Consider the following 23,504-nt stretch of genomic DNA (forward strand, 5'->3'; position numbering starts at 1 on the left):
TCAAAAAGCCCATATGAGCCATTTGTGCCGTTTCCGGTTTGTTGATGAGGATGCGGTATAAACCAACTGGAAGAGCAGTCTGCTCGAGAGCCAAGACAGAGTTTTGCCGTGACATTTTCGGTCATGGCGGGTTGTGAACAGATTTTCTGTCGCTTTGGATAAGTGCTTTATCCCCGAATTTTCGGAGAGATACGGCAGCTAGGCGCAGGAACAGACGTTTACAGATTGGAAGCCTGAAGAAGCGCTTCCATTTCAAGCATACCGCCTTATGGGCGGTCAAAAAGAGATCATTAAGGGCGAACGGTTTGTCAAAGCTACGCGCAAATACAAATGAACATGAGTCAAGAAGCAGTGCGCCGACGTGTCAGTCGGTCCCTTCTTGCCGTGGTCATGCGCGCCGCCGTCTCTCCTTTTCTACTAGCAACTTACATAACAAGTTGACCGACCTGACGATGTACAAATCTCAGCGCCACTCGCGCCGTCTTCAGTGTTTGGTCCTAAGGAACTCACTTCATGGCAAACAAGATGCTGATAGATGCGACCCACCCGGAGGAGACCCGGGTTACGGTCGTGCGCGGGAATCGGGTTGAGGAATTTGACTTTGAAGCCGCAAACAGAAAGCAGCTTCGCGGAAATATCTACCTAGCTAAAGTCACACGAGTAGAGCCATCACTTCAGGCCGCTTTTGTCGAGTACGGCGGCAACAGACACGGGTTCCTGGCCTTCAGCGAAATCCATCCGGATTATTATCAACTTCCGAAAGAAGATCGGGAGGCTCTTGAAGCTCAGCTTGCAGCCGAAGCCGCTGCAAACCAGCGTGAGCGTGCGCGTAGAGAAAAAGAAGAAGCAAAGCGCGAAGCCGAAATTCAAAAGGTTGCTGCTGCAAAAGCCGCAGAAGCCTCTGAAGACGTTGTTGCTGAACTGATCGAAGCTGAAACCAGTGCACTCGAAGCAGAACACGAGGCCGAAGCCCTTGCCAGCATGGATGCTCCTTTTCAGGATGACAGCATCGAGGATATCGAAGCTGAAGCTGCTGAAGAAGACGAAGCTGGCGACGCTGCAGCGCAAAAAGCAAACGCTGATAAAGCAGAGGCCGATAAGCCATCTGCAGATGAGCCTGTAACTGAAGCCGCAAAAGCTGACGCTTCTGAGCAAGCAGATGCTTCCGCCATAGCTGCATCAGAAGACACGACTGAAGAAACTGCAGAAGAGACATCTGAAGCTGAAGAGCAGGATGACAGCGAAGAGGAAGCGGAAGAAGAAGTTACCGCACGCCCTCGCCGTCTGCGCGACAACTATAAGATTCAGGAAGTCATCAAACGCCGTCAGCTGCTGCTGGTACAGGTCGTGAAGGAAGAGCGCGGAAATAAAGGCGCTGCTCTGACAACATATCTGTCCCTTGCTGGCCGTTACTCTGTTCTGATGCCAAACACCGACCGTGGTGGCGGGATCTCCCGCAAGATCACGAAGCCAACAGACCGCAAGCGCCTGAAGCAGGTTGCTGGTGATCTGGATGTGCCGAACGGTATGGGCGTTATCCTGCGTACAGCGGGTGCCAGCAGAACCAAAGCAGAAATCAAGCGTGACTTCGAATACCTCCTGCGTCTTTGGGAAAATGTCCGTGAACTGACCCTTGATTCAGCAGCACCAACCCTCGTTTACGAGGAAGGCAGCCTGATCAAGCGCTCTATTCGCGACCTGTACAACAAAGACATCGATCAGGTTATGGTTTCTGGCGAAGAAGGCTACCGTGAAGCGAAAGACTTCATGCGCATGCTGATGCCAAGTCATTCCAAGAATGTTCAGCCTTATCGTGATGCAACACCAATCTTCACCCGTTTCGGTGTAGAAGCCCAGCTTGACGCAATGTTCTCACCACAGGTGACATTGAAGTCCGGTGGCTACATTGTCATCAACCAGACAGAAGCTCTTGTTGCAATTGATGTGAACTCCGGGAAAGCAACCCGCGAACAGAACATTGAAGACACAGCTCAGGCAACCAACCTAGAAGCAGCAGAAGAGATTGCACGTCAGCTTCGCCTGCGCGACCTCGCCGGTCTTGTGGTTATCGACTTCATTGATATGGAAGAGAACCGCAACAACCGCGCTGTTGAGCGTCGCCTGAAAGAATGCCTGAAGTCTGACCGTGCCCGCATTCAGGTTGGCCGTATCTCGCATTTCGGCTTGCTGGAAATGTCACGTCAGCGCATCCGCACCGGCGTGCTCGAAAGCTCATCAGTTGTTTGCCCGCACTGTCATGGTTCAGGCATCGTACGTTCAGTAGAATCTGTTGCTCTGCACATCCTCCGCTCTCTGGAAGATCAGCTGCTGCGTGGCTCTACTCACAACTTAAATCTGAGCACGCCAAACGAAGTGGCGATGTACATTCTCAACCAGAAGCGTCATCACCTGATGGATCTGGAGCGTCGCTTCGGTCTGGAAATCTCTATTCTTGGAGACGACACCGTCACCGAGCAGCACTTCACTTTGGAGCGCGGCGAGCTGGCAACACCAAGCGAGCGCACACAGCCTCTACCAGCTACAGTACAGCCAGACACCATCTTCCCCGTTGAGGAGGAAGAGGAAGACATCGTTGAAGAGGCTCCAGAGGAAGAAAAACAAGAGACAGCTGAAGACGACAGCAATGATCGTCGTCGTCGCCGTCGTCGCCGTCGTCGTCGCACTGGCAACGAGAAAGACGAAGCCGAGCAGCAGGAAACATCAGCAAGCTCTGAAGAGCCGTCTATTGAAGAGGACGCATCCTCTGAAGAGAAATCAGCTGACGCGGAGTCTACCGAGCTAACAGACGAGGAAGAAGATCGCCGCCGCAAGCGTCGCCGTGGTCGCCGTGGTGGCCGCCGCTCCCGTCGCAGAAGCGGATCTGATGAAAACGGCGAGAACGGTGAAAGCTCCGAGGAAGCAGAAGGCTCAAAAGAAAGCTCTGCGGATAGCGTTGAAGAGATCATTGCAGAAGCAAAATCTGAGACCGCAGATGAAGCAGCAGCTGCAGAAGACACTGCTGCTCCTGTAGAGCCGGTAACAGAGGCAGCAGCTGAAGAAGAGCCGAAGAAAGAAACCCGCAAGCCTCGCCGTCGTCGCAGAGTAAAACCTGCACCTGAGGAAACAGCTGAGAAGGAAGCTTCTACAGAAGTAACCGAAGCCCCGGCCCCTCAGGCAGAAGAAGCTGCAGACGTCGCGGTGAAAGAAGCTCCGGTAGAAGTGGCAACGCAAGCCGAACAACCTGCAGATGCTCCGGCAGAACCAGTGAGCAAGCCTGCAGAGCCGGTTGCTGAGCAGCCTAAAGAAGAAAAGCCTGCGGAAGTCGCAAAGGTTGAAGTGAAAGAAGAAGCTCAGGCTGTCGAGGCCCCAAAAGCTGCAGAAGCAGGAGTTGAGGCTGAAGCACCAGCGAAACCGAAAGCACCGACCAAACCGGTCGTGACATCGCATAAGGTTGTTGAAGGGGAAACCGTTGCCGTTGAAGGCGATGATGACTCGCCGCGCCGCACAGGCTGGTGGCAACGCCGCTCTTTCTTCTAAGAGAAAACAAGTTCAATAAAAAAGCCCGCTCAACTGAGCGGGCTTTTTTATTGCCTGTTACTTGAGCCAGTTTTCCAGCCGTTCCACCGCAAGCTTGATATCAGGCTCCTTCCCCGCAAAGGAAAAGCGCATGAATTGGTTCCCGCGCGTCAGATCAAAATCAACGCCGGGCGTTGCAGCAATGTGTGTCTCTGCCAACATATTCTGACAGAACTCCATGGAATCGTTAGTGAGCTGTGAAACACCCGCATACACATAGAACGCACCATCAACCGGCAACACGTCAAACCCAAGTTGAGGAAGATGATCAAGCAGCACCTGCCTGTTGGCGGCATACCCAGCCTTGATCTTCTCATAGTCCTCAGTCGCATCAAAAGCAGCAGCTGCAGTCACCTGCGCCAATTCAGGCGGCGAGATGTAAAGGCTCTGCGCAATCCGCTCAATCGGACGCACAAGCACCTCAGGCAGCACCATCCAGCCAATACGCCAACCCGTCATGCAATAGTATTTGGAAAAGCTATTGACGATGATCGCCTTGTCCGTAAAGCGAAGCGCTGTCTCCTCCTCCATGTCATAGGCAAGCCCATGGTAAATCTCATCGGAGATGAACCACAAATCCATCGCCTCACAAGCTTCAACCAATGCCTTGAGAGCCTCAGGAGACATCATGGTCCCAGTCGGATTCGCTGGACTGGCCACAAGCACACCCTTTAGCGGTTTCTCTTTATGCACCGCCTCAAGAATCTCAGGGGTGAGCGACCAGCGCGTTTCTGGCCCAACCTCAATCTCAACACACTCCAGCCCCAACACCTCAATAATATTGCGGTAGGCCGGATAGCCGGGAGAGGTAATTGCAATGCGGTCCCCTCTGTCAAATCCGGCAAGAAAAGCAAGGTTGAAACCAGCAGAAGAACCCGTGGTTGCAAAGATGCGAGATTCAGGAACCTCCAATCCAAAGGTTTGCTTATAGTAGCGAGCAATGCTCTTCTTCAGCAACGGAATGCCCTGCGCTTCCGTATATCCCAATCGGCCAGAAGACAGATGATCATGTGCAACCTTCAAAACCGAGTCAGGAACAGGCGCTCCCGGCTGTCCCACTTCCATGTGCAGCACGTGTTCTCCGTTCTGCTCAAGGCGGTTAGCAGCATTCAGCACTTCCATAGCTTGAAAAGGCAGGACTTCACTACGTTTTGATCCCATTAATACTGACAAATGCATTCCCTCTTATTTCTTCTTCTCAGAGCCTGTGCTTTAATTTTTCGGGCTACCTAGCAATTTTGCCTAATAACTGCCTATCTTGGGTGGTTAAGGCTTATTTGAAAGTCTATGTAGTACTTTAAGTGCGAACCGCTATGCGCCTGCCAAGCCAATTAAGGGGACTTGACGTGCAATTTAAGAACAATGCATTGAAACGTGTGATTGAACCAGTCAAATCACAAGCAACAAAGTTTGCGCGCAAATTTCTTATAACAGCGACCGCACTTTCTCTGGTTGTACCTAATGTGGCAATCACCACAGCTCAAGCTCAACAAAAGAAGGGGCTCCCCCTCGTTCGCGATGCAGAAACTGAAGATCTGCTGCGCGAGTACGCCAAACCGATCTTCCGGGCAGCTGGACTTCCTGCCAATCAGGTTGAGATCATTTTGGTCAACGACAAGAGCTTTAACGCCTTCGTTCCAGACAGCCGCAGGATGTTTATCAACCTCGGCGTCATCATGGATGCCAAAACGCCAAGCGAAGTGATTGGCGTGATCGCACACGAAACCGGCCATATTGCAGGCAACCATCTGGTTCGTATGCGCCAGGCAGCCTCAAACGCACAGATCATGTCAGTTATCGGCATGATCCTGGGCGCTGGCGCTATGGCAGCAGGTGCAACCACAGGCAACAGCTCCATCGCACGCGGTGGTGCAGCAGCAGTCTCCGGTGGCGGAGCGCTTGCCCAACGAAATTTCTTGTCCTATCGCAGATCTGAAGAATCATCAGCTGACCAGGCAGCCCTGCGCTACCTCGATCGCGTTGGCGTTTCTGCCAAGGGCATGCTCACAACATTTGAACGCATGGCGGATCAGGCTCTGTTCTCAGCGCAGTATGTAGACCCATACGCGCTCAGCCACCCCATGCCACGCGCCCGTTTCAACGCGCTTCAAAACAAGGCGCAAAAGGCAAAACACTTCAATAAGAAGGATCCCGAACGCCTTCAATTAAAGCATGACATGGTCAAAGCCAAACTACTGGCATTCACCAGTCATAGAAACTCAGTTTACCGCGCCTATCCGGAAAGAGACAAAAGTCTCCCCGCGCAATATGCCCGTGCCATTGCAAGCATGAGGTCCGACAAAGCATCAAATGCCGTCAGAAAAATCGATGCCTTGATCTCAAAAGCGCCGGAATATCCGTATTTCTATGAAATCAAAGGACAGGCGCTGCTCGAAGGTGGCAAACCAAAAGCCGCAATTGCACCATTCCGCAAAGCGCTGGCGCTTTATCCTGGCAATCCGCATTTTGAAATCTGGCTGGGCTTCGCAATGGTCGCATCCGACGACAAGCGGTACCTGAAAGAAGCAAAGAGCATTTTGACCAGAGCTCTGCGAAAAGACAGATATTCCATGAACGGCTATGCGCAACTTGCAATCGCAAATGCCCGTCTGGGCGATATTGCTGGTGCAGATCTGGCAACCGCACAAAGCCATATGACCCGTGGTGATATTCGCAGCGCACAGCGTTACGCAAAACGGGCTCAAAAAAAGTTAAAAGTCGGCTCACCTGCCTGGCAACAAGCTGACGATATACTGTCAGTCAAAGTGCCTCAGCTCAAACGCCGCTAATAAATCAGACTGATAAAAACCACGCACCCGAACAGGGTTACAGGAGACGTCATGAAGAAACTCATTCGCCGAGCTGCGATCATATGTGCTGCAACACTCGCTCTGCTGCCAGCAACCTTTTCTGCACAAGCAGAAACGGTGAACCGCGCTGAAGTCGAAACAATCATCAAGGAATACCTTGTCGCAAATCCGGAAATCGTACTGGAAGCGCTTCAGGAACTTGATAAGCGTCGCCTCGCAGAAGAAGAAAGCGCACGCAAAGGCGCTATCTCCAGCCTCTCTGATGAGATCTACAACAGCGACTACCAGATTGTCCTCGGCAACCCAGACGGCGACGTCACGCTCGTAGAGCTGTTTGACTACAACTGCGGTTACTGTAAGCGCGCACTGTCTGACCTTGTTCGCCTCGTAGACGAAGACAAGAACCTCCGCGTTGTCTTGAAAGAATTCCCTGTACTGGGCAAAGCATCTCAGGAAGCTGCACGCGTTGCTATCGCAGTTGCTGAAGTTGCACCAGAAAAATACGAGGACTTCCACCTCGCACTTCTGGGCCAGCCTGGCCGTGCAAACCTCGCTAGCAGCCTGAAAGTTGCGAAAGATCTCGGGATCTCTGATGCAGATCTGGAAAAATCAATGAAGTCCAACCGCGCAGCCGAGACCTTCCAGGAAGTATTCACTATTGCTGAGCAGCTCGGCATCACGGGAACCCCTTCCTACATTTTGGGTGAAGAAGTGATTGTTGGAGCCGTTGGCTATGACACTTTGAAGGAAAAAATTGCAGCTGAACGCGAGTAGATTGATCTCAATCGCGCATATCAACGCATTTTCGCAGCTTTATCCTTAAGAACTCAACTCAGAGCGGACAAAGGTCTTTTCCTTGGTCCGCTCTGACCATATAAGAGGGCCAGTTATGTTTATTTGCCTGGCTACACTTTACCAATACGTCAAGTAAACCTAGATTGTTACACAGAGTTTTTGAGAACAGATTGGTTGCGTAGACGCAACTACATTTGTGTACTTCTGAGTAAATCAAAGCGTTATGTGCCTTTCTGCGCTAATAAACATGATATTGCCTTATGCTCAGCCTAGGCACTCCGGATGCATACTTTTTAAAAGACAGCATCTCGCAACTAGAGAATTAATGGCTATCTAAGCAGTTAATAACCAACTGCTTACGTAGTTCATTCAGTCAGAAAGTCCGCATTTGCTCTGAGCAATTGGATTTTCACAGATTATTAAAAGGCCATCCTTGCTGCACAGTCGCTTTGGGGGCCAAACCGAAGGCTCCTGGCATTAGTCAGGGCATTTCGAACTGGACGATGAAAACGATGACGAAAGAAACTAAGTTTGATCAGGAAATGATCCGCCAGCTTGCAAATGTGCTGGACGAAACCAACCTGACCGAAATCGAAGTTGAACAAAAAGATCTCCGCGTTCGTGTCGCTCGTCAGCTGACAGTGGGTGCAGTGGCACCAGTAGCAGCACCTGCTCCTGTAGCTGCGCCGGCACCAGCAGCGGCCGCACCTGTAGAGATTGCAGTTTCTGCAGACGCAGCCAACCATCCGGGCGCTGTAACTTCTCCAATGGTTGGCACAGCCTATCTTGCACCAGAGCCAGGTGCGTCAGTCTTTATTGAAGTAGGTAAGTCCATCAAGAAGGGCGACACCATTCTGATCATTGAAGCGATGAAGACCATGAATCAGATCCCTTCACCAAAGTCAGGCACTGTGACTGCAATTCTGGTTGAAGATAGTCAGCCAGTTGAATTCGGCGAACCACTTATCATCATCGAATAACAGGCGAAGTCTCTATGTTCTCAAAGATCCTCATCGCAAACCGCGGCGAGATCGCACTCCGCATCCTTCGGGCATGTAAAGAGCTTGGCATTCGCACTGTTGCGGTCCACTCTACTGCTGACGAAGATGCGATGCACGTGCGTCTGGCTGACGAAAGCGTTTGTATTGGTCCGCCAGTAGCGCGTGACAGTTACCTCAATATCCCGCAAATTCTGGCTGCCTGTGAAATCACTGGCGCCGACGCTGTGCATCCCGGTTATGGTTTCCTTTCCGAGAATGCACGCTTTGCTGAGATTCTTGAGGCACACGGCATCACCTTTATCGGCCCTACCTCAGAGCACATCCGTGTGATGGGCGATAAGATTCAGGCAAAGACCACGGCAAAAGAACTGGGTATTCCAGTTGTGCCAGGTTCCGATGGTGGCATCACCCCTGAAGACGACGTCCATGCAATCGCTAAGGAAATCGGTTATCCGGTTCTCGTAAAAGCGGCAGCAGGCGGCGGTGGCCGTGGCATGAAGGTCGCTCTGACAGCAGAAGATCTGGATACTGCGATTTCAACCGCACGCTCCGAATCCAAAGCAGCCTTTGGCGATGATGCTCTGTACATGGAAAAGTACCTCGGCAAACCACGCCACATTGAGGTGCAGGTTCTGGGTGACGGTCAGGGCAACGCGATCCACCTCGGTGAGCGCGACTGTTCCTTGCAGCGCCGCCATCAGAAGGTATTCGAAGAGTGTCCATCCCCTGCTCTGAATGAAGAACAGCGTATGGAGATCGGCGAAGTTTGTGCAGACGCTATGCGTAAGCTCAAGTATCGCGGTGCAGGTACCATCGAATTCCTCTATGAAAACGGTGAGTTCTACTTCATTGAAATGAACACCCGTTTGCAGGTCGAACACCCTGTAACAGAGATGGTAACCGGCATTGATCTTGTGATCGAACAGATCCGCATTGCTGGAGGCTCTACTCTTTCAATCAGCCAGGATGAAGTTCGCTTCTCTGGTCATGCGATTGAGTGCCGTATCAATGCAGAACATCCACTGACCTTTGCTCCATCTCCGGGCACAATCACCTACTACCACCCACCAGGTGGCTTGGGTGTGCGCGTGGATTCCGGCGTTTATCAGGGCTACAAAATTCCTCCGCATTATGACAGCCTGATCGGTAAGCTGATCGTTCATGGCCGGACCCGCGTGGAATGTATGATGCGTCTGCGTCGCGCTCTGAGCGAGTTTGTGGTTGATGGTATCAATACAACAGTTCCGCTCTTCACAGAGCTTCTGGACAATCAGGATATCGCCAATGGCGCCTATGATATCCATTGGCTTGAGAAGTTCCTGGACGCGCACATTGCAGCACAGAACTCCGAAGAAGACTGAGGAGATTTAGGGAGGTCAAAAGCAGACCAGCATGGAATTTAAGATTACCCCACAAATTCTGCTTAAAGCATACGCTTGTGGCATCTTTCCAATGGCTGAGACTGCTGACTCTCCTGATCTTTTCTGGATTGATCCCGAGCGGCGAGGTATCTTGCCGCTCGATTCATTTCACATCCCTAAACGGCTCGCTAGAACCGTCCGCTCCGACAAATTTGTCGTTCGAGCCTCCCGTGATTTCAAAGCAGTAATCTCTCACTGCGCAACAACCACATCAGAGCGCAAAGAGACATGGATCAACGCTGAGATCCGCAAGCTCTATACTGCACTTTTTGCTATGGGGTATTGCCACACAATCGAAGTCTACAACGCTTCTGACGAGCTTGCTGGAGGCCTTTACGGCGTATCACTAGGCGGAGCGTTCTTTGGGGAGAGTATGTTCTCGCTGGAGCGGGATGCCTCCAAGGTTGCCCTTGTGCATTTGTATGGCCGTCTGCTCTATGGAGGCTACAGGTTACTGGACGCTCAGTTTGTGACAGAACATCTGGAACAGTTCGGCGCGACCGAAGTTCCTAAAGAGCAGTATGGCAAGCTGCTGGAAAATGCCTTGATGGTTCACGGAGATTTCCATGCGTTGCCGCAAGAAAGCTCTGGCAAGCTGGTTCTTCAGATCATCGAGGATATGCGCCCTGCTCCACCTAAAACCAAAAACGGCCTCATCTGAGAGGCCGCATTATTTATCGCAGTGTTGCAACAACCTTCGGTCGTGGCACCGGAATTTCCCCTGAAGAAACAAAGTCTTTTCCAGCCAGATCATCTTCTTCGGAAACGATATCAACGGCGGGACCAGCGTAACCTTCTGGCGGAGGCACGGAAGTTGTCTTCTTACAGTTGATCAGCCAGATGTCATAGACGCTGTGCTCAACAGCGTGCACACCAGGGTTACTTGCAAACATCCAGCCACTAAAGATCCGGCGAACTTTACTGTCGAGCGTAAGTTCATCAACCTCAATAAACGCTGTGGTTTGAGAAGCTTCTGTCCGAGGCCGGGAATGGCAAACGCGCGGCGTCACCTGAAGCGCACCAAACTGGACTGTCTCATCAATATAGACATCAAACGTAGTAATGCGGCCGGTAATTTTGTCCAGCCCTTTGAACACTGCAACCGGGTTTTTAATTGGTGTCTGAGCTTGAGCCGGCAATGCAAACGCTGCCCCCCCGATCAACGCAGCAAGTGCGCAAGATGCAGCGCGCCCAAGATATTTACGCATTGTAAAACCCATAAAACTTTCCAGCAGCTAGTGATTCAAACGCCCGAGCTGTAAAGGGCTTAGCACTGGAATGCTACGGGGAAAAGGCCAGAACGAGGCAAACACGCGGCAATCGCTGAGGAATCTCAGCTAACCCACAGGCGTTGCGCGAAAGCCACGATAACCCACCGGCAAATTTTACTTAAATAACAGGGCGTGGATTGTCCAAATGGTCTTGAGTGGCTGGTTTCATAGAACAGGAAACTGGCAACAACCGAGACCTTGATGCAACCAGAGCAACCGCACTCGATAACCCAGCAACAACGGACATACCGCGCCGCCAGTGCGCTTTGCGTTGATTTGCGTTATTTGTGCGTTGCACGCGTTTTTTCTGCGTTTTTTTGCGTTCTTTTGTTTCTGGCACTCCCGAGCCAGGCTCCCGCCCAGTCCCTCTACCAGAAGTACATCAAGCAGCAGCAAAAGCAGATCCTGAAAGCCCCCTCCGAGAAGCCACAGATGCCATCTGACAAGAACGGCATGCCAGAGACCTTACGCATGCCGGCAATGCCGCTGATGGAGTTCCGAGCAAAAGATATCATCGGCATGTTCCCTCTCGCACCTGCCGACACCAGCTCCCCAAGAGCAACGCTGGACAGCTTCCTCGACATCATGGAGGAGACAAACCACCTCATTCAGGAAGCTTACGAAGAGAACACCGGCATGGGGGCGTTCTCTATGGAAACGCTTGGCATGAGCAAAAGCCATGAACACATTCAAAACAAGATCCATCTCGCCGAGATTCTTCTTGAGCGTGCAAGAGGCTGCTTTGATCTTTCCGGGCTCCCTAGCGCAACACGCCAGCAAACATCACTTGAGCTCGTCCTGCAGCTCAAAGAGATACTGGACCGCATCCCACTTCCACCTTTCCCGGATATACCAGGAACGACCGCAGGCACCTACGACTTCAATCAGGCCGATTTAGAAAACTCCTGGACGATCCCCTTCACTCAAATCGTTATCACCAAGATGACTGAAGGACCGCAGCAAGGGGAGTATGTTTTCTCTGCACAAACAGTGGACCGGATTCCAGAGTTTTATGAGGAAGTCAAAGCGCTCCCGTCCCGCTCGCCCATTCAGCAAGACCTTTATCACTTCTTCGCCAGCAGTCCTGGGCACCTGCTTCCGCCAGCCTGGTTCTCGTTGATTGAAAGCCAACCTCCATGGCTACTGGAGCTGTATTATGGACAGGCCGTCTGGCAGTGGTTCGCACTGATCCTGATCACAGCAATTGCAGCAGTCATTCTTTTCTTCTTCGTCACCACCATGCGGCGCCTGCCAGACCGCAATAAGCCTGTTCGGCGGCAAGTGCTCAGCATCATCACTTCCGGCGTCATTGTCGGCTCTCTCATTTTCCTGCGTTATCTGGCTGATTATCAAATCAATATAGGTGGCCCGGTTCTGCAAGTCTATGACCTGACCATCGAAACACTGGTCTGGATTGGCGGTGCAGTCATCATTTACAAAATCCTGCGCCTCTTGAGCGAGCTGGTACTGCTCAAGAACCGCGGTGTTGCCTCCATCGACCGCAGCATCATTCGCACAGCAACGCAGTTCTTCGCCATCCTGTGCGCTCTCATTCTGCTCACTTACGGCGCAACCCGCCTGAATATCCCGCTCTACGGCATCATCGCAGGTATCAGTGTCGGCGGTCTCGCCATCGCCTTAGCCGCTCAACCCACGCTCGAAAACCTTCTCGGCGGCCTGATCCTTTATGCGGATGGCATCGTGCGTGTCGGAGACTATTGCGAGTTCAACAAGGTGCGCGGACACGTGGAAACCATCGGTATGCGCTCAACCCGTATCAGAACCACGGACAGAACGCTGGTCACTATCCCTAACGCCGACCTCGCCAAGATGAACTTCATGAACTACACACTGAAAGATCACTTCCGCGTCGTTCTGAGATTTGCATTGAAGTACGACACCAGCGCAGAGCAATTGGAAAAGCTCATCACCAAGATCAAACGAATGCTGGCCAAACATCCGCTGTCCCAACCAGATGCAGCAAAGGTGAGACTAGAGAACATTAATGAGAACGGCATTGTGATCCAGATCGAAGACAGCGTTCAGGCCGCAACTCGTGATGAGTATCTCGCCATTCAGGAAAGCATCATCATCCGCACCCTGAAACTTATTTCAGACCAAAACATCGAAGTCGCCCACCCCTTCGTCACCAACTACGGCGAAAACAGCGCCCTCCAACCGCCCGAAACTCCAGTTGCTCCGGCTGTGAAACCTAAGCAAGAATCCAGCCCGAAAGCTGAGGTCAAACCCAAAACCAAAGTTCCCAAGACAAAGAAGAAGAAAGCTTAAACAAAAAACGCGGCCTCGAAGAGCCGCGTTTTGCAAAATTCAAAGGATGAACGAGCCTTAGCCCAGAGCTGCGAGGCGCTCCAGAGCGGCATCCATCTTTTCCTTGCGCTCAGCAAGTTCAGCCACTTTTTCTTTTTCAGCAGCAACAACATCTTCCGGAGCTTTTGCAAGGAAGCGTTCGTTTTCAAGCTTCTTGGAGATCTTGGTGAGCTCACCAACAATCTTGTCCAGAGACTTGCCAAGACGTGCCTTTTCCGCATCCAGATCGATAACACCTGCCAGTGGCAGGCAAACGGTTGCTTCGCCAACAACAATCTGAGCAGAGCCCTGAGGGATCTCATCAGCAGTTGTCACGGTCTCAGCACGCGCGTTCTTCATGATCGCTGCTTCGTGGATACCAAGACGGGCCTTGGTCTGCTCAGAAGCACCACACAGAACAACAGGAACCTTCGCTCCAGCCGGAACGTTCATTTCAGAACGAACAGAGCGGATCTGGACGATCATGTCGATCAGCCAGTTGATCTCAGCAGCAGCCTCTCCATCTTCACCAATGGAAGTTGGCCAAGCAGAAAGAGCCAGAAGCTTCTCGCGCTTGTTGTCGCCATCTTCAACCGTACGCATCCAAAGCTCTTCCGTAATGAAAGGCATAAATGGGTGCAGAAGCTTCAGGATCTCATCACGAGCCCAGGCCGTTGTGGCACGAACTTCTTCCTTAGCCGCTTCATCATCGCTGTAGAAGATCGGCTTGGTCAGCTCAACGTACCAGTCACAGAATGTGTTCCACACGAAGCGGTAGGCACCACCAGCTGCATCGTTGAAGCGGTAGGTATCAATCGCCTCAGAAACTTCGCGAATAGCGCGGCTTGTTTCAGTCACGATCCAGCGGTTCACGGTCTGCTTAACGAGCGCAGGGTCAAAGCCGTCTACAGCATGACACTCGTTCATCTCAGCAAAGCGGCAAACGTTCCAGAGCTTAGTGGTGAAGTTGCGATAACCAGCAACACGAGAGGTCGCCAGCTTGATATCGCGGCCCTGTGCAGCCATGGCTGCCAGAGTGAAGCGCAGAGCATCTGCACTGTATTCTTCAATCAGCGCCAGCGGATCAATCACATTGCCCTTGGACTTGGACATCTTCGCGCCCTTCTCGTCACGGACGAGGGCGTGAATGTAAACCGTGTCGAAGGGCTCAGTCTTCATATAGTGCTTGCCCATCATCATCATGCGGGCAACCCAGAAGAAGATAATGTCAAAGCCGGTAACAAGAACAGACGTTGGGTAATAACGTGCAAGCTCAGCAGTTTTATCCGGCCAGCCCATAGTCGAGAACGGCCACAACGCAGAAGAGAACCAGGTGTCCAGAACGTCTTCATCGCGGTACATGGCAACAAAGTCAGCTTCACCTGCATCATGTGCAGCTATAGCGTCGTTCTGCTCCATCAGCTTTACAGGCTTACCATAGAACTCCGCAGCCGCAGCCAGTGCTTCTTCTTCGCTCTTTTCAACGAAGAACTTGCCTTCCGGGCCATACCACGCAGGGATACGGTGTCCCCACCACAACTGACGAGAAATACACCACGGCTGGATGTTTTCCATCCACTCATAATAGGTCTTGTCCCAGTTGGCAGGAACAAACTTGGTGCGACCTTCACGAACGGATGCAATGGCAGGCTGCGCCATGGTCTTGGCATCAACATACCACTGGTCAGTCAGCATAGGCTCAATCGGAACGCCGCCACGGTCACCGTGTGGAACCATGTTGACGTGATCAACAACCTCATCCAGCAGACCGCGCTCTTCCAGCATGGAAACAATCAGCTTGCGTGCTGCAAAGCGCTCAACACCTTCAAGTGTTTCCAGTGTTTTGCTCAGCTCATCGGTCAGTTCCAGACCATCCATAAAGCCTTCTGCTTCACGCAGAACAATGTTGGCTTCACGGTCCATGATGGAAATCTGACGCAGAGAATGACGCTTACCAATGTCAAAGTCATTGAAATCATGCGCAGGCGTAACCTTCATCGCGCCTGTGCCGGTTTCAAGATCAACATAGTCATCAGCAAGGATTGGAATACGGCGGCCAACCAGCGGCAGGATAATGTCTTTGCCCTGCAGCTCTTTAAAGCGCTCATCATCCGGATGAACGATAACAGCCGTATCACCCAGCATGGTTTCCGGGCGAGTGGTCGCAATCACGATGTAATCACGCGTCTCAAACTCGGTCGCCTTGCCGTCTTCATCAAACGCAACAGGGTGCTGGTACGTCACACCATCCGCCAGCGGATAGCGGAAATGCCACATGTTGCCCTGCATTTCCTTCTGCTCAACTTCCAGATCAGAAATCGCAGTCAAAAGTTTAGGATCCCAGTTCACAAGGCGCTTGTCCTTGTAAATCAGGTCCTCTTTGTAAAGAGAAACAAACACTTCCAGAACAGCCTTGGAAAGGCCTTCGTCCATGGTGAAACGCTCACGGGACCAGTCACAAGACGCACCAAGGCGTTTGAGCTGGTTAAAGATCATCCCGCCGGACTCACCTTTCCATTTCCACACACGATCAATAAACGCTTCACGACCAAGGTCACGACGCGTAACATTGCCGCCGTCAGCAGCCATCTGGCGCTCAACGACCATTTGTGTCGCAATACCTGCGTGGTCCATACCCGGTTGCCACAGAACGTCGCGACCGCGCATACGCTGGTAGCGAACCATAATGTCCTGCAAAGTGTTGTTGAGAGCATGGCCCATATGCAGAGAGCCTGTCACATTTGGCGGCGGAATCACGATTGAGTAGGTCGCAGCTCCATCTTCTGCGCCCGCACCTGCCTTAAAGGCCCCTGCCTGTTCCCAAGCGTCGTAAATCCGCGGCTCAACAGAGGCCGCCTCATATGTTTTATCCAGCATACCTAAAAGCTCTTCCACTTATGGAGTTTGTCTGGTGTAAATCGGATGCACTCGCCTAAGTCAACCTTTCATGCAGTTACAGAGCATATTTGAGCGACAAATACCCAAACAGCCCACACCACAGATCAGTTTTGACACGGTTTTCTTAGAAAGAGTAGCAGAGAGCGGATGTGTGAAGGGGAGAGCTTCTCCCCTCACATCCAGAGGATTATTTGCGTGAGATGCGATCGATCTCTTGGCGCACAAGCCGCTCCACCACGCTTGGCAGATGCTGGTCGAGCCAGCCTTTCAGCATTGGGCGCAGCATCTCAGCCACGAGGTCTTCCAGTGTACGGGCGTTCTTGGACAGCACCGTGTTGGCAAGACCGTTAAAGGCGCTGGACACAACTTCGTCCGTCGCGCTTGAGATAAGTGTTTCCGCCGGGCTTTTTGCAGCAGATGGCTCAAGAATGTCATCTTGCCCCATGCTGCTCAGCCCAAACGCTTCAGGACCCGGCTGATCAAGAAAAGCGATGTCTCCATCCTCTTCCTTGTCTTCATCAGCAAGGCCTTCAATAATTTTCAATGAGGAGGATTGCTCGTCGATCTGCTCTTTTTGCGTCAGCTCCAGAACGTCTGGTTCCGCGTCCTTCACCACTTCTGGCTCAGGAGTTGGAGCAGGCTCCATTTCCGCTGGCGCATCATCAAAGAGTTTATCTAGATCGTCCTGTGATAATTCGCGACCTGCGTCCGCGTCACTCAATGCAGCATCTGTCATCTGTTCTGCGCCACTTGCTTCGTCATCCGAAATAATCTTGCGGATCGAGCTCAGGATATCCTCCATGGAAGGCTCGTTACCCTGTGAGACAGCTCCCATGTATGTGCTCCACTTCTAATCGCGTCTAATCCGCCGGCTTTCCGACTCAGTTCATTAATAAATACTTACTTAAATATAGGAGAAAAGCGCCCCCGCCTGACAGCCACATATCCAGCAAAAAGCCAATTCCCACAAGGAAAACGAGCAAATTTGAAAATACGGCAACAAAAAAGGGAGCCGATAAGGCTCCCTTCTTCAAAATTTCATTATATCAGAAGAGCTTAACGCCCATCCGGGGTCCGCAGACCAATCCACTTATCACGTACCAGACGGTAGTGTTCAGTTGGATCATAACGCGCACCGGTCAATGCCAGGCTGTTATAGTCGAGACGACCAACAGAGGAAAGAACCGCATAAGCAGCAACCACACGGTCACGCTGCGCTGTCACCAATGTTACACGCGCATCCACCAGATCACTCTGTGTATCCAGAACATCAAGCGTGGTCCGCTGACCAACACGCTGCTCTTCAATCACGCCTTCCAAAGCAAGACGAGCCGCAGCAACCTGTGCTTCAGCTGCCGTAATGGAAGCGATCGATGCATTCAGCTGCCCCCAGGAGGAGATCGCCTGAGCACGGATGCTATCACGGGACACATCAACCAAAATCTCGGTGCGGCCCAGATCTTCTTTAGACTGGCGCACAACAGAGTATTCGCTACCATTCTGGTAGATAGGAACAGTCACACGACCAAAAATAGATGCTGTTCTGGTCGGCTTTCCAGACACGCCAGGAAGGTTGTTGTCGCTATAAGACAATGTTCCCTGAACATCAGCAGTCGGAAGCAATACACCCTCAGCAGTTTTCACCGCAAACTGAGCGGCATCAACCAGAAACTGAGAAGACTGGATCGCAGGATGCTCTTCCTGACCAATAGAGATTGCAGAAGAAACAGTCTTCGGCAACAAGCTTGTCACATTGGTGCGAGCGCTCAGGTTTTTGGGATCAATGCCAATCACCTGACGGAAAATCGCACGACTTGTGTTCAGGTTTGCCAGCGCTGTGTTCAGTGTGGACTGCGCACGAGCACGACCTGATTCAGCCTGAGAAACATCCGTCCGCGTACCTTCGCCCACATTAAAGCGATCTTTAGAGGCCCGAACCTGCTCTTCCTGGAATTTCAAGTCACTCCGACGCAAAGACACAAGCGCGGTATCGCGAATGACGTCCATATATGCGGTCGCAGCTTGGAAAAGCGCAGTCTGCTCTGCTGTACGCAAATCTTCACGCTGAGCACGAACAATAGCTTCAGCCTGACGGGTAGAGTTCACAGTCCGGAAACCACGGAACAGCGGCTGAGTAACCTGCAAGGATGCTGTATACTCATTACGGTTTCGGTTAGTGCCCTGTGTCTCCTGCCACTGGTAACCATAATTACCACTGGCAATAATGCTTGGGCGCCATCCGGCCAAAGCCTGTGGCACACCTTCATCTGTCGCACGAAGCTGAGCGCGTGATGCGTTTAATGTCGGGTTATTCTGATAGGTAGCAGCCAATGCTTCTTTAATTGAAAGAGCATTCGCGCCTTGAGCACTCACAAGCAAGCCGACTACTGCAACTGCACCCGTTAACGTTTTCCGAGAAACCACTTTATATGCCTCAAACAGGGTCAATCTTACGAACCGCAAACCCAACACACTCGCCGAAATGTATATCTTATTCGGCGTTTTCCGAAACCGACGATCAAGCCGATTTTGGAAAAAAATAAATACTGCGACGAACAGGCAACATCTTATCGAGATAATTACCTAGCCCAATCGCAGAATATCATTCCCCGGAGGCACACTAATAGAACCATTAAGTTTTTACTACCGTTTTTTCACCCAATGATTGAAACGTGGATATCTCTACATCATTGATAGAAAAGACAGCAGCAGCACTCAGTTCCTATTTTACCCTACCAGAGTTTGAAGTGCTTTAAACCAGCATTGGGACAAAACTGTAATTCACATCACGAAAACGGAAATTCATCACAACACTTCACAGAAAAACAAAAAAAGGCGAAGGTTTCCCCTCGCCTCACATTTCCATACCTGAGTTGCAAGCGTTTAGAATTCAAAGACTTCCGGTTTCTCAAATCCTGGAAGCGCACATGCATGCGCATTAAACGCAAACACAGAACTCACATTGCCGCCAGACTTGGTGTAAAGCCGCGCAACACCTGCATTGCTCTCACCCTCAACCACAACAAGACGACCCTCGTCTTTCAGCTGAGCAGTCAAGGCTTCCGGCAGCTCTTCAACGGAACCGTTCACCAGAATAACATCATAAGGTGCATCAGCCGCATAACCCTTGGCCAGATCACCATCAATCACAGCAGCATTTTCAATGCCCAGTTGCTCAAGATTCGTTGAGGCCGCTTCAGACAGCGCCACATCAACTTCCAGACCAACAACAGCCTCAGCAAGATAGGAAACGATCGCTACGCCATAACCGGAGGCAGCACCAACCACCAGAACGACATCCTTGGCAGTGATATCAGCCAGCTGAACAAGACGGCCAAAGATGTGCGGCTTGAGCATTTTACGCTCGCCTTTTTCATCAACGGCTACATCTTCATCAATATAGGCCAGTTCCTGCAGGTTTTCCGGAACGAACTTTTCGCGAGGCACCTTGCCCATAGCACCAATAATGCGCAGGTCTGTAATATCATTGGTCCGCAGCTGATTGTCGACCATCAGTGTTCTTTGTTCCGCGAAGTTGACCATCTTGTCCTCACTGTCTCGCAAGATTCTTTGGCTGAGAAATATCGCTCATGCACCACAAACACAAGCTGCCATATCCGTAAAAATAAACAGTTCCCTCTGTTGTTTTTCTATTTTTGAACTTTGTGGTGCAAATACGAGCTTTTTCATCATGCTGGAAGAAAAGCTGGGGCTCATCCAGAAAGCTACTCACTTAGGTAAACCCCATAGATTTCGGTGTTTTACACAAGAGTGATCGTGGAAAGTGAATTTGCCCGCTTGACTATCCGGCCCAAATATCAGAAAAGCCCCTCACACCACAGCGGGGCCTCTTGGCGGAGTGGTGACGCAGCGGATTGCAAATCCGTGTACGCCGGTTCGATTCCGGCAGAGGCCTCCACTTTCTTTTCCTGACATTGTTATTATTTATCTTTTTGGGGTTTTTCCCTCACGTTTTTCGTGATGGAACCAAGGTGAGGGATTCTTGCCCCCAAAATTGCGCTCTGCTACCCTCCCAAACTTCCTGTCAGGAGAGATCATTTGGAGCACGAGCAATGGAAAACCGTCCAGTCACTTTGGCAGACTTAAAAGAACTCGACGCTCCGGTTCGCGCTCACTGCAATAACTGCCAGAACGCTGATTACGTTTCCACTGAGGGAATGCCCGAGGATACAATCGTAATTTATATTGCTCGGAAGCTGCGTTGCTCGCGCTGCGGATCCAAGGACGTTACATCCCGTCCTTGCTACCAGCACATGGTGCCGCAACATCCCCAAGAGACCTCTCAACGGTAATCAGCTATAACTAACATTCGTAAACTGTTATCTGCTTACGGCTCTCGATTACCTATTCCCCATTAATTGTCGCGGATTGCCTGTTATCTGGCGGCTAAATACCGTTGTCCAGCAACTATCTTTTATTGAGGGGCACAACATGGCGCATACGATTTCAGCTATTCAGCAGAAAGGTGGCTGCGGCAAGTCCACCTTGATAATTTCTCTTGCGAGCATTCTCGCTGGAGAAGGCCACAACATCATCATTCCAGACACTGACACACTCCGCTCTTCCTCACTTTGGGCAGAGCAAGAAGTCTTAGATCGCGGTAATATTGATTTCCTCCGCGAGACAAACGACAACGCAATCACCGGACTGCTGCAAGAGCTTGAGGGTGAATACGATTACACTCTTGTAGACACCGCAGGCTTTAACTCACGTATCGCTGCGTACATCGCAGCTGCTAGTGACCTGGTCTTAATCCCCTGCTCTACAACCGTTGCCGATATTGAGGGAGCAGTAAACACCCAGCGTTTCCTCTCGAAACTGAGTGCGGAGACAGGCAAGCCAATCACAAGCGCGGTGGTAAGGACGGACTTTGACCGCAACACCCGCAATGTTGACGACATCACAAACGAGCTATCTGAAGAATCGGCTCTCGACGTTCTGGACACCATCCTCTGGCACACCACAACATTCAAGACTGCAATGAACACGGGAGACTCCATCAAAGGCCGAGCCAAGGTCTACACCCAGGAACTCGTAGGAGAATTACGGGCAAGGCGCCTCATTCCTCCTGCAATCGTTCGGAAAGCAGCAGCATGAGGTTGAGCTATGGGAGACTATAAAGCGAAGCGACAGCTCATTAGCCGAGACACGAGCACAGTTGAGCAAGCTCCAGAAGCCGCTGTAAAGCCCACTGAGAGCTCATCCATCCAAGACATTATCGCACAGCTAGTGAATGACCGGCCAAGCGAGCATGAGGCCATGCTGAGCGCCTTGCGCAAATCTGAGAGGGGCAACGTCGCTTACTCTCTCGTTCCAATCCCTATCATTGAGATGATTGAAGCTCGCCGCAAAGAACTGAAACTGGGCAAGAAGGAATATTTCTACCACTTGCTGCGAGAAGACGGCTTACCCGTTCCCACCCTAGAAGAACTTGACGCCCGCAATCGGCGATGATTGCGAGCGTCAAAGTTTGTCATATTGGATTGTTAAGCTAATTGGAGATGATCAGCTCAGAGACCTGCTTACCCGCACCTTTCGCAATGGAATAGTTCAGGCTGACAACATCCTGCTGAAAGCCGTCAAAGGTCTGTCGCGTTTCGTCTCTATCATTCAGCGAGAGAATGAAACGACCTGCGATTTTGGAAAGCCGTTCTGCCATCTCCGCAAAGTCGGAGCGCTCAAATACCCCCTTGCCGTAATCTGTCTCACCACCCCAGTAAGGCGGATCGAGATAGAACAACGTCTGCTCTCCATCATAACGCTCTATGCAAGCACGCCAGTCCAAGTTTTCTATGGTCACTGCAGACAGCCTGTCTGCAACCTTCTCTATGTTACTCAGAACACGCTTTACGTTAAAGCGAGATGGCCGCTCTATCGCAGTCCCAAACGACTGTCCCACAGACTTACCACCAAATGCGAGCCGTTGGAGGTAATAGAAGCGAACAGCCCTTTGAATGTCAGTCAGATAATCCAGTCCACTATCTTTGAGCGCTTCAAATTCCTCACGTGAGGCAAACATGTATTCCAGGCTTCGCAAGAACTCAGCCTTGTGTGAGCGCAAAACACGAAAGAACGTGACAAGCTCACTATTTATATCGTTAATCACTTCGCATTTGGTGACAGAGCTTCTCTTGAAAAACACCCCGCCCATTCCGCAGAACACATCCACATAACTCTGGTGCGGGGTCTGATTGATCTTACCGACAATACGAGCAGCAAGCTGGCTTTTGCCGCCAAGATAGGGTGCCACCGGTTCAGCGTTGACCGGAGCGACTTCTCCAAACAAGTTCATATTGAAGTTTACTCTCAAGCTATGGCAAGATTTCCCAACCATACAATTAACAATGTATGGCTTGGTGGGAATGAGCCTTTCAGCTTGCTTAACGCTCTCACGGACTGATTTGACAAGGCCCGTGGATTGACGTGTTCACGCACGTCGTTCTTCCCACCATTAGTCGGCGGGAAACAAGAAGAGAGGGATCATGGGAAAGAGGCGTTTGACCATTTTCTGACATTCGCCTTAGTTCGAGGCACTCCCAGCAAGAGCAAGGTTTCAACTTCAGGTGAACCATTTCAGCATAAGGTAGGTGGCATAAAATCAGCAGAGAGATCTGGCTCCATGAACTCATCAAGAAGAGTGCTTTCACAGGTAGGGGCAAGCAAACTCGTAGCATTGTATACCCAATAGTTGCCAACTCTTGGGTATACATAACTGAAGTGCCTTGGAGAAAGCGCGTGCAGGCGCATATGATGACGCATGAGTTTAATTAAATCAAAAAAAAGAGTCGCTGATCACGGCGAGGTATTCACCCCTTCATGGATGGTTGAGGCTATGCTGGATCTCGTCAAAGGCGAAACGGAACGAATTGATGCGCGTTTCCTCGAACCTGCGTGCGGCAGTGGTAACTTCTTAGTTCCAGTCTTAAAACGTAAGTTTGCAGCAGTGGAATTGAAATTCGCACATTCGAATTTTGATAAGCGCCACTATGCACTCTTAGGTCTTATGTGCACTTATGGCATAGAGCTTTTGGCTGATAATATTGCAGAATGCCGTGCAAATATGCTCGAAGTTCTTTCTGAATACCTTTCAATAAAATCTGACGATGATCTCTACCGCGCCGCATTTCATGTGCTCGCGGTGAACCTCGTGCAAGGGGATGCACTGACAATGAAAGCTGCCCTTGGCAACCCGATCACTTTCGCCGAATGGGGCTACATCGGGAAAGGCAAGTTTCAACGACGTGATTTCCGAATGGATGCATTGACTGGATCCGCTGCGTTCAGCGCTGAAGGATCACTTTTTGCTGGGCTAGGCAAACACGAGATTTTCACACCCCAAAAAACTTACCCCCCCATGACAATTAAAGACCTTGCTATGCAAGTTGGGGGCGCTTAGGTGGAATT

General features: G+C 51.1%; 17 protein-coding genes and 1 tRNA gene. 11 read left to right on the forward strand and 7 right to left on the reverse strand.

The window, feature by feature from the left end:
- Window positions 1-513: 513 nt before the first annotated feature.
- Complete coding sequence (locus tag PsAD26_RS17765) at window positions 514-3,537, forward strand: ribonuclease E/G (RefSeq protein ID WP_063311515.1); 3,024 nt, start codon at window positions 514-516, stop codon at window positions 3,535-3,537.
- A 57-nt stretch (window positions 3,538-3,594) separates the two neighbouring features.
- On the opposite strand, the gene PsAD26_RS17770 is transcribed toward PsAD26_RS17765, so the two are convergent.
- A complete protein-coding gene (locus PsAD26_RS17770) occupies window positions 3,595-4,737 on the reverse strand; it encodes an aminotransferase class I/II-fold pyridoxal phosphate-dependent enzyme (RefSeq protein WP_063311516.1) in 1,143 nt (380 codons plus the stop codon).
- Window positions 4,738-4,922: 185 nt separating this feature from the next.
- Here PsAD26_RS17770 and PsAD26_RS17775 point away from each other — a divergent pair, with 185 nt between their 5' ends.
- The 5 genes from PsAD26_RS17775 to aat all read left to right on the forward strand — a co-directional run bounded on the left by PsAD26_RS17775 (window position 4,923) and on the right by aat (window position 10,264).
- Complete coding sequence (locus PsAD26_RS17775; RefSeq protein ID WP_063311754.1) at window positions 4,923-6,365, forward strand: M48 family metalloprotease; 1,443 nt, start codon at window positions 4,923-4,925, stop codon at window positions 6,363-6,365.
- A gap of 51 nt (window positions 6,366-6,416) precedes the next feature.
- Entirely contained in the window at window positions 6,417-7,160 is a 744-nt protein-coding gene (locus PsAD26_RS17780; protein ID WP_063311517.1) for a DsbA family protein, read from the forward strand.
- A 524-nt stretch (window positions 7,161-7,684) separates the two neighbouring features.
- Window positions 7,685-8,161 carry an acetyl-CoA carboxylase biotin carboxyl carrier protein gene (gene accB / locus PsAD26_RS17785; protein WP_063292428.1) on the forward strand — a complete coding sequence of 159 codons (477 nt, stop codon included), beginning with the start codon at window positions 7,685-7,687 and terminating at the stop codon, window positions 8,159-8,161.
- Between the two features lie 14 nt (window positions 8,162-8,175).
- Entirely contained in the window at window positions 8,176-9,543 is a 1,368-nt protein-coding gene (accC, locus tag PsAD26_RS17790; RefSeq protein ID WP_063311518.1) for an acetyl-CoA carboxylase biotin carboxylase subunit, read from the forward strand.
- Between the two features lie 31 nt (window positions 9,544-9,574).
- The gene (gene aat / locus PsAD26_RS17795; protein ID WP_063311519.1) at window positions 9,575-10,264 is read left to right on the forward strand and encodes a leucyl/phenylalanyl-tRNA--protein transferase; all 690 of its coding nucleotides are present in this window, start codon (window positions 9,575-9,577) and stop codon (window positions 10,262-10,264) included.
- 13 nt (window positions 10,265-10,277) lie between these two features.
- Here the strand turns inward: aat and PsAD26_RS17800 are convergent, their stop codons facing one another.
- Complete coding sequence (locus PsAD26_RS17800; protein ID WP_343228993.1) at window positions 10,278-10,811, reverse strand: DUF2155 domain-containing protein; 534 nt, start codon at window positions 10,809-10,811, stop codon at window positions 10,278-10,280.
- Window positions 10,812-11,075: 264 nt separating this feature from the next.
- Here PsAD26_RS17800 and PsAD26_RS17805 point away from each other — a divergent pair, with 264 nt between their 5' ends.
- Complete coding sequence (locus PsAD26_RS17805; RefSeq protein WP_208985748.1) at window positions 11,076-13,163, forward strand: mechanosensitive ion channel family protein; 2,088 nt, start codon at window positions 11,076-11,078, stop codon at window positions 13,161-13,163.
- Between the two features lie 57 nt (window positions 13,164-13,220).
- On the opposite strand, the gene PsAD26_RS17810 is transcribed toward PsAD26_RS17805, so the two are convergent.
- The 4 genes from PsAD26_RS17810 to PsAD26_RS17825 form a co-directional block, all read right to left on the reverse strand.
- A complete protein-coding gene (locus PsAD26_RS17810; protein WP_063311521.1) occupies window positions 13,221-16,058 on the reverse strand; it encodes a valine--tRNA ligase in 2,838 nt (945 codons plus the stop codon).
- A gap of 208 nt (window positions 16,059-16,266) precedes the next feature.
- The gene (locus PsAD26_RS17815; RefSeq protein WP_063311522.1) at window positions 16,267-16,914 is read right to left on the reverse strand and encodes a DUF2497 domain-containing protein; all 648 of its coding nucleotides are present in this window, start codon (window positions 16,912-16,914) and stop codon (window positions 16,267-16,269) included.
- Window positions 16,915-17,135: 221 nt separating this feature from the next.
- Window positions 17,136-18,503 (reverse strand): TolC family outer membrane protein, encoded by a 1,368-nt coding sequence (locus tag PsAD26_RS17820; RefSeq protein WP_063292423.1) that lies wholly within the window; start codon window positions 18,501-18,503, stop codon window positions 17,136-17,138.
- Between the two features lie 459 nt (window positions 18,504-18,962).
- The gene (locus PsAD26_RS17825) at window positions 18,963-19,622 is read right to left on the reverse strand and encodes a protein-L-isoaspartate O-methyltransferase (protein WP_063299627.1); all 660 of its coding nucleotides are present in this window, start codon (window positions 19,620-19,622) and stop codon (window positions 18,963-18,965) included.
- A gap of 302 nt (window positions 19,623-19,924) precedes the next feature.
- Between PsAD26_RS17825 and PsAD26_RS17830 the strand changes: the two genes are divergently transcribed.
- The 3 genes from PsAD26_RS17830 (at window position 19,925) to PsAD26_RS17840 (ending at window position 21,554) form a co-directional block, all read left to right on the forward strand.
- Window positions 19,925-19,998: transfer RNA gene (locus tag PsAD26_RS17830), tRNA-Cys, on the forward strand.
- Between the two features lie 533 nt (window positions 19,999-20,531).
- Window positions 20,532-21,197, forward strand: a complete 666-nt coding sequence (locus PsAD26_RS17835; protein WP_063311523.1) for a ParA family protein — start codon at window positions 20,532-20,534, stop codon at window positions 21,195-21,197.
- 9 nt (window positions 21,198-21,206) lie between these two features.
- The gene (locus tag PsAD26_RS17840) at window positions 21,207-21,554 is read left to right on the forward strand and encodes a hypothetical protein (RefSeq protein ID WP_063311524.1); all 348 of its coding nucleotides are present in this window, start codon (window positions 21,207-21,209) and stop codon (window positions 21,552-21,554) included.
- A 37-nt stretch (window positions 21,555-21,591) separates the two neighbouring features.
- Here the strand turns inward: PsAD26_RS17840 and PsAD26_RS17845 are convergent, their stop codons facing one another.
- Complete coding sequence (locus PsAD26_RS17845; RefSeq protein WP_063311525.1) at window positions 21,592-22,392, reverse strand: DNA adenine methylase; 801 nt, start codon at window positions 22,390-22,392, stop codon at window positions 21,592-21,594.
- 465 nt (window positions 22,393-22,857) lie between these two features.
- On the opposite strand from PsAD26_RS17845, the gene PsAD26_RS17850 reads away from it, so the two are divergent.
- On the forward strand, window positions 22,858-23,496 hold the full coding sequence (locus PsAD26_RS17850; protein ID WP_063311526.1) for an N-6 DNA methylase: 639 nt from the start codon (window positions 22,858-22,860) through the stop codon (window positions 23,494-23,496).
- Window positions 23,497-23,504: the final 8 nt, after the last annotated feature.

The organism is Pseudovibrio sp. Ad26 (assembly GCF_001623285.1).
GTDB lineage: Bacteria > Pseudomonadota > Alphaproteobacteria > Rhizobiales > Stappiaceae > Pseudovibrio > Pseudovibrio ascidiaceicola.